Below are 6,352 nucleotides of genomic sequence, written 5' to 3' on the forward strand. Positions count from 1 at the left end.
ATTAAGGTAATATGAATTTTATGTTTTCAATATTCAGATCTATTATGTGCTTGTATATTCCATAAGATATCTTGTCCATATCCTTAAAATTCTCAATCCTTATCTCCAGTAAATTATTCTTGCAGGCCTGCTTTATGAAACATATGCAGGCTTTTACTGTTCTCACCTGAGGCACGGCAAAGATTTCATCATATTTTATATTATCTTCCCATATATCTGGGACAATATATGAAATATCTCTTAATACATATTCTTCAAAAACGGGTGGATTGAAATTCTTATTTCTTGTTATATTTTCGATAACCTCCGCTATCCAGAAGAACTCTATATCTTTCATGCAGTATGTGCTGATGTCAACGCGGCTCATTGAAATATGGCTGGTGGCTTTTGATACAATTTCTGCTTTTTCTGTTTTTATATCGTTATATTTTGAAACTAAATCAGATGATGGCCTTATTCCAAGGTCACTTACGAGTTTGTTAGAAAAAATTTTGTAAAATTTTACGGCTCCGGCTCTGTCGTTTTTTAAGTAGTGTATATCTAAAGCCTTTACAGCTGTTTCTTCGCTGTAGGGATCAAGCTTGAATATATCATTTAGTATACTAATGCATTCTTCGTATTTTTCAAGATTTTGATATACATTTACCATCTTTTTTAATAATTTTATTTTTTTATTTTCAAAATTATTTCTTTCAAATAATATGAGTTCATTGAATTCGTCGCAGTTGTTAAAATAATGCCCCTCAAAAAAATCTCCTCGTAAAATACCTTTTATTTCTAAAAGCTCTTTAATGTCATATTCTTTGTTTTCATCAAAATGCAAAAGTTCTAATATGTCGCATTTGAACCTGTATTTGGAATTTATTCCACAGTATTCTTTGTCTATGTTTAAAAATTTTTCTTTTTTAGAGTCTTCTCCTATAAGTTTTTTCAGCATCCAGAAGGTATATCTCAAGTTGTATTTTGCAGATTCTTCATTGCTGTCAGGCCAAAGATAGGAAGTTGCTTTTTCCCTGCTCATATTTTTATTTTCTCGCAGCATTAAAAGCGCCACAAGTGCAGCGGTCTTTGCTCCTATTTTATCTGTTATTTCAAAGCCATCATATTCAAAATATAGTTTCCCCAAAAAAGATATTTTTAACATACATTCACCTTCATCCTAAATTATCCTACTTGCCAATTTTGTAAATTATCCTTATTGTATCACATGTCGACACAAAAAGTTGTTGAGAAAGGTGTTGAATCAAAAAAATAGTATTTTTATATGTTATAAGAAAAACAACGGGTCAAAGAACACTCTTTGTTTATAATATAGAAAAATACACTACAAAAGGAGAACTAAAATGAATGAAGATTTTAAAAAGCCCTCTTTAGGGATATCCCTGGCCATAGTACTGTTTTTATTTGTCAGTTTTGCAGCACAGATAATTACTATAGGCTCGCCAGATGTACATATGACTTTGATTTTTGCAGCAGTATTTGCAATAGTGATGTTATGTGTATTCAACAAAACCCCGCTTTCTTTGGTTGAGGAAGGTATTATTCATGGCTCTAAGATAGCCACTATCTCCATGATGATTTTGATGTTTATTGGAGTTATGATTCCGGCATGGATTGCTGCTGGAACTATTCCCTCACTTATTTACTATGGGGTTCAGATTATATCTCCAACTTACTTTTTATTAACGGCTACTCTTGTGTGTTCGCTCTCATGCCTGGCAACGGGAACTTCGTGGGGAACTGCTGCTACTTTTGGGGTTGCATTGATGGGAATAGGGGGAGGCCTTGGAATTAACCCTGCTATGACTGCAGGAGCGGTTGTCTCTGGAGCTATCTTTGGCGACAAACTATCTCCTATTTCAGACACTGTAAACCTTTCATCTGCAACTTGCGAGGTAAATGTATTTGACCACATAAAGAGTGTAGCTACTGCAACAGTTCCCGGCTATATAATTGCTCTTGTAGTCTCCGTTTTTCTGGGAATGAAATATTCCAGTGGGCAGATAAACGATCAGCAAATCGGACCACTTCTTAATATTTTAAGTGATAATTTCAACATAACTCCCATGTATGCTATAATCAGCTTAATCCCCATGATACTGGTTGTTGTGCTTGCTCTTAGAAAGTTCAATGCGCTGGCAACAATTGTAATAAGTGCACTTACAGGTATGTTAATTGCCATTATATTTCAAGGCTATAACCTTGTCGACATGATGAGCTATATGAATTACGGCTATGTAATCGACACTGGAAATTTTGACGTAGATAAACTCCTTAACAGGGGTGGGCTTCAGTCTATGATGTGGACCGTTTCTATAGGATACCTTGGGCTTTCCTATGGCGGAATTCTTGAAAAAACAGGGGTGCTGGATACCTTGCTATTTAGTGCCCGGGCTTTTACAAGCAATTCAAGAAACCTTATAATCACCCAGATGATTGCAGGATTTGCAACTATTGCGGCTACCGCAAGTCCCTATGTAAGTATCTTGATTCCAGGAAGGATGTTTATAGCTGGATATGACAAGTTAGGTATAAAGAGAACTGTTGCCTCAAGAACTTTAGAACATTCGGGTATATGCCTTGACCCGCTTCTTCCATGGTCTCTTGGTGCGGTTTATTTTTCAGGAGTTTTAGGGGTTAGCCCGCTTGAATACGCTCCATATGCAATATTGTGCTGGGCAGTTCCAGTAATAGCCTTCTTCTATGCAATTACTGGTATGTTTGTGTGGAAGGTAGACTCTCCTTCTGATAATATTAATGATACTGAAGAAATATATACGGATGAGGTGACAAAATGAAATTAGATCTATTGCTAAAAAACGGAAATATATATACAATGGAATATGAAGGCAAAAAAGTTGAGGCACTGGGTATAAAGGACGGAAAGATCGTCTTTGCGGGAACAGACAAGGCTGCTGAGGATTATGAAAGCAGGCATACAGTTGATTTGGGTGGAAAAGCTCTAATCCCTGGCATGGCTGATTCTCACATGCATATGTACGCATACTGCCAAAACCAGACTTTTGTCAATCTCGAACATGCCAGAAGCATAGATGAGCTTGTTGCTACCATGTCCATAAAAGCTCAGGAAACTCCACAAGGAAACTGGATTAAAGGTGTGAATTTTGACCAGACAAAGTTTGTAAAAAACATATTTCCAACAAGACATGATTTAGATAAAATAAGTACTAAACACCCTATAGTTGTAAAGCGCTGCTGTCTTCATGCGGTAGTTGCAAATACGTCTGCTTTGGAAATTACCGGGGTAGGTCCTGGATATGATCCAGGTTCTGGCGGTATAGTAGAGTTTGAAGAAGATGGATACCCTAATGGTATCTTGAAAGAACAAAGCACAAGAGTATTTGACGATATAATCCCTGATCCTCTTTTAGATGAGGCTCAAAAAAGAAAGATTATGCTTGAGGTGCTTGGTCATATGTCTTCTAAGGGCGTTACCAGCATTCACACCTACGCCGCAAAAATCTGGCAATATAATGAAGATATAGATACTTATAGAGACCTCGATGCTTCTCGAGAACTTCCCGTAAGAGTAACTGTGTATATGGATGAACTTTTCAACCCGGAAAAGCTTACTGATAAGCAAAAATCCGATCCATACAGATTGACCCAGTTTGGCGGATACAAGATCTTCTCTGATGGTTCTTTGGGGTCCAGGTCTGCGGCTCTTTATGAAGATTATTCAGATGCGCCCGGGGAAAAAGGCTTTGTTCTCTACTCTCAGGATGAATTTACTTCAAATGTTCTCAAAGCTTATGAAAGTGGGCTTCAGCCAGCAATTCATGCTATTGGAGACAGGGCTCTTGATATGACCCTTACTGCTATTGAACAGACACTTGAAATTTCAAGATCAAAGGGAATGACCCAAAAAGAACAGACAAATCGCCTGCCTTTTAGAATAATCCATGTACAGATGATAAATGATTCTTTGTTAGAGAGAATGAAAAAACTACCTGTAGTGCTTGACATCCAGCCAATATTTTTGTGTACGGATTATCGCTGGATTGAAGACAGAATTGGACCAGAAAGAGCAAAAAATGCTTATGCATGGAAAACGCTTAAAGATGCCGGACTTATTCAGACAGGAAGCTCTGATTGTCCTGTTGAAAGCTTTGATCCTATATCTGGAATATACGCATCTGTTGCCCGCGCTGATAAAGATGGAAATCCCCCTGGCGGTTACGGCCCTGAGCAAAAATTGTCTGTATATGAGGCTGTTGAAATCTTTACAAAAAATGTCCACTACGCTACCGGTCAGCAGGATTTTTTAGGGACACTCGAAGTTGGAAAGTTTGCAGATATAGTGGTTCTTGACTCTGATCCATTTAAATCAAGTGAATCCGATCTGAAAGATATCAAAGTCAACCAGACTTATATAGCTGGAAGAAGAGTATTTTAGGTTCTTAGTTTAACAATATGGGAAATGGCTGGAGGGAATAAATTGAAAGCAGATATATTGATAAAAAATGCAAAGTGTTTAACCATGAAGGATGGATTTGTTGGTGATTGGATTGCAATAAAAGGTAAAAACATTCTTTCTCTTGGTCTAAGTGGAGAAGAAGATAACCTGATTGGCAAAAACACCACTATTATTGATGCTCAGGGCAATACCGTGCTTCCTGGATTTATTGACAGCCATTTCCATGTTGTTCAGACTGCACTTAACGCAAAGAGTATGGATTTAAACAAGGTAAAGAGCTTTGATGATATAGGACGTGAGATAGAAAATGCCCTACTCAAAAATCCAGGAAAAAGTATCATGGGCATAGGTCTTCAAATGGATCATCTGGAAGAAAAAACCTTCCCCGACAGACTTCTCCTTGATAAATATTGCAAAAATGTGCCCTTGTGGATAAACAGTCTGGATTATCAGGTAAGCATGCTTAATACTTATGGTCTTTTGTATTATAAGATACCTTTTAATATGGATGGTATTGAAAAAGATGCCAATGATGTTGCAACTGGAGTTATAAGGGGCAAGGCAAATGCTGTATTAAGAAAAACTATTTTGGATACCATAACTGATAAGTATAGAAAAGAAGTGGTGTCTGATATGATCCCTGCTCTGCTGTCGACTGGAATTACTACCGTCAACGCTATGGAAGGCGGTTATATGTACAGCGATAAAGATGCGGATTTTATACTTGAATATGAAAGTGATTTCCCTGTAGACATGGTCTTGTTTTATCAGTCTCTGGACTTGGAAAAAGTCAAGCTCAATAACCTGAAGCGTGTTGGCGGAAGCCTTTATGTGGATGGTACCATGGGCGCTCGAACAGCGGCCCTTTCCTTTGAATATGCAGATTGTCCGGGAATAATGGGAAGTCTAAGGTATACGCAAAATGAGCTCAATGATTTTGTGGCCCAGTGCTATAAGAATAAATTGCAATTATCTCTTTATACAATAGGAGACCGCGCTATAGGTTCAGCACTGGCTGCCCATGAATATGCGCTTTATCATACTGGAATAACGGGACTTCGCCATAGACTTGAACATGTTGAACTCGCTACTATAGACCACATAAAAAAAGCAAAAGAATTAGGAATCATCTTTTCTATGAACCCAACTTATGAGACATATTGGGGCGGGCCGGACAAGATGTATTTTGAACGTCTGGGACAAAATTATGTAAAGACTAATATGTTCAGGGAAATAATAGATTGCGGCGTACTTCTTGTGGGAGGCTCTGACAGTGATATTACGGATTACAATCCCTTGGTAGGAATTTCAGCTGCGGTAAACCATCCCGTGGAAAAACACAGAATCACAGTATACGAGGCACTTGAAATGTACACTTCAAACTCTTCATATGCCATATTTGAGGAAAATATCAAAGGAACACTGGAATCTGGAAAACTGGCTGATATTATTATTCTTGACAGAGACATACTTTGCGTAGACCAGTCCCTTATAGACCAAATAAAGGTAGTTACTACAATAAAATCTGGAGATATTATCTATAAAATTTAAAGATTTATAATATAAAAAGGGGCTGTCGGGAAATAGCTCCCAAAGAAAAAAGCGACTAGTTCGCTTTTTTTAATGCAAAAAAAACAAAAAAAAATGACAAAATAATATTGCCATCTTTTCCCGTTATATTTTATAATATAACTGCCCATGAAACAATATTATAACCAATTTTTTGAAAAAGGACAACAGGTTATTAATTTTAATCTTTACACAATAGGTTTACCTGCTGACGATCCAGTCTATACCCTAATAAATGTATTGGAGGATTTCGATTTTTCTAGCTTACTGGCTAGATACTCAAACAAGGGAAGAAAAGGCTATAACCCTATTATGTTATTTGCAGTATTGCTTTACGCAAATATG

Annotated in this window: 4 protein-coding genes and 1 pseudogene; 4 read left to right on the forward strand and 1 reads right to left on the reverse strand. The window is 37.2% G+C overall.

Translation table 11 applies throughout. The features are described 5' to 3' along the window. Nucleotide 1 precedes the first annotated feature (1 nt). Complete coding sequence (locus G558_RS0108775; protein ID WP_028829848.1) at nt 2–1,144, reverse strand: AfsR/SARP family transcriptional regulator; 1,143 nt, start codon at nt 1,142–1,144, stop codon at nt 2–4. A gap of 199 nt (nt 1,145–1,343) precedes the next feature. Between G558_RS0108775 and nhaC the strand changes: the two genes are divergently transcribed. The 4 genes and pseudogenes from nhaC to G558_RS14180 all read left to right on the forward strand — a co-directional run. Next, a complete protein-coding gene (nhaC, locus tag G558_RS12840) occupies nt 1,344–2,798 on the forward strand; it encodes a Na+/H+ antiporter NhaC (protein ID WP_051188611.1) in 1,455 nt (484 codons plus the stop codon). Further along, a complete protein-coding gene (locus G558_RS0108785) occupies nt 2,795–4,417 on the forward strand; it encodes an amidohydrolase (RefSeq protein ID WP_028829849.1) in 1,623 nt (540 codons plus the stop codon). Before nhaC ends, G558_RS0108785 begins: the two co-directional genes overlap by 4 nt. A 42-nt stretch (nt 4,418–4,459) precedes the next feature. Then, complete coding sequence (locus G558_RS0108790; protein WP_028829850.1) at nt 4,460–5,989, forward strand: amidohydrolase; 1,530 nt, start codon at nt 4,460–4,462, stop codon at nt 5,987–5,989. A gap of 147 nt (nt 5,990–6,136) precedes the next feature. Then, a pseudogene (locus G558_RS14180) lies at nt 6,137–6,352 on the forward strand (hypothetical protein); the annotation flags it as partial.

Source organism: Proteocatella sphenisci DSM 23131 (genome assembly GCF_000423525.1).
Taxonomy (GTDB): domain Bacteria; phylum Bacillota; class Clostridia; order Peptostreptococcales; family Filifactoraceae; genus Proteocatella; species Proteocatella sphenisci.

Coding starts and splice junctions, on each gene's coding strand:
- G558_RS0108775 (WP_028829848.1), bottom strand. CDS start 1,144: ATGTTAAAAATATCTTTTTTGGGGAAACTATATTTTGAATATGATGGC.
- G558_RS0108785 (WP_028829849.1), top strand. CDS start 2,795: ATGAAATTAGATCTATTGCTAAAAAACGGAAATATATATACAATGGAA.
- nhaC (WP_051188611.1), top strand. CDS start 1,344: ATGAATGAAGATTTTAAAAAGCCCTCTTTAGGGATATCCCTGGCCATA.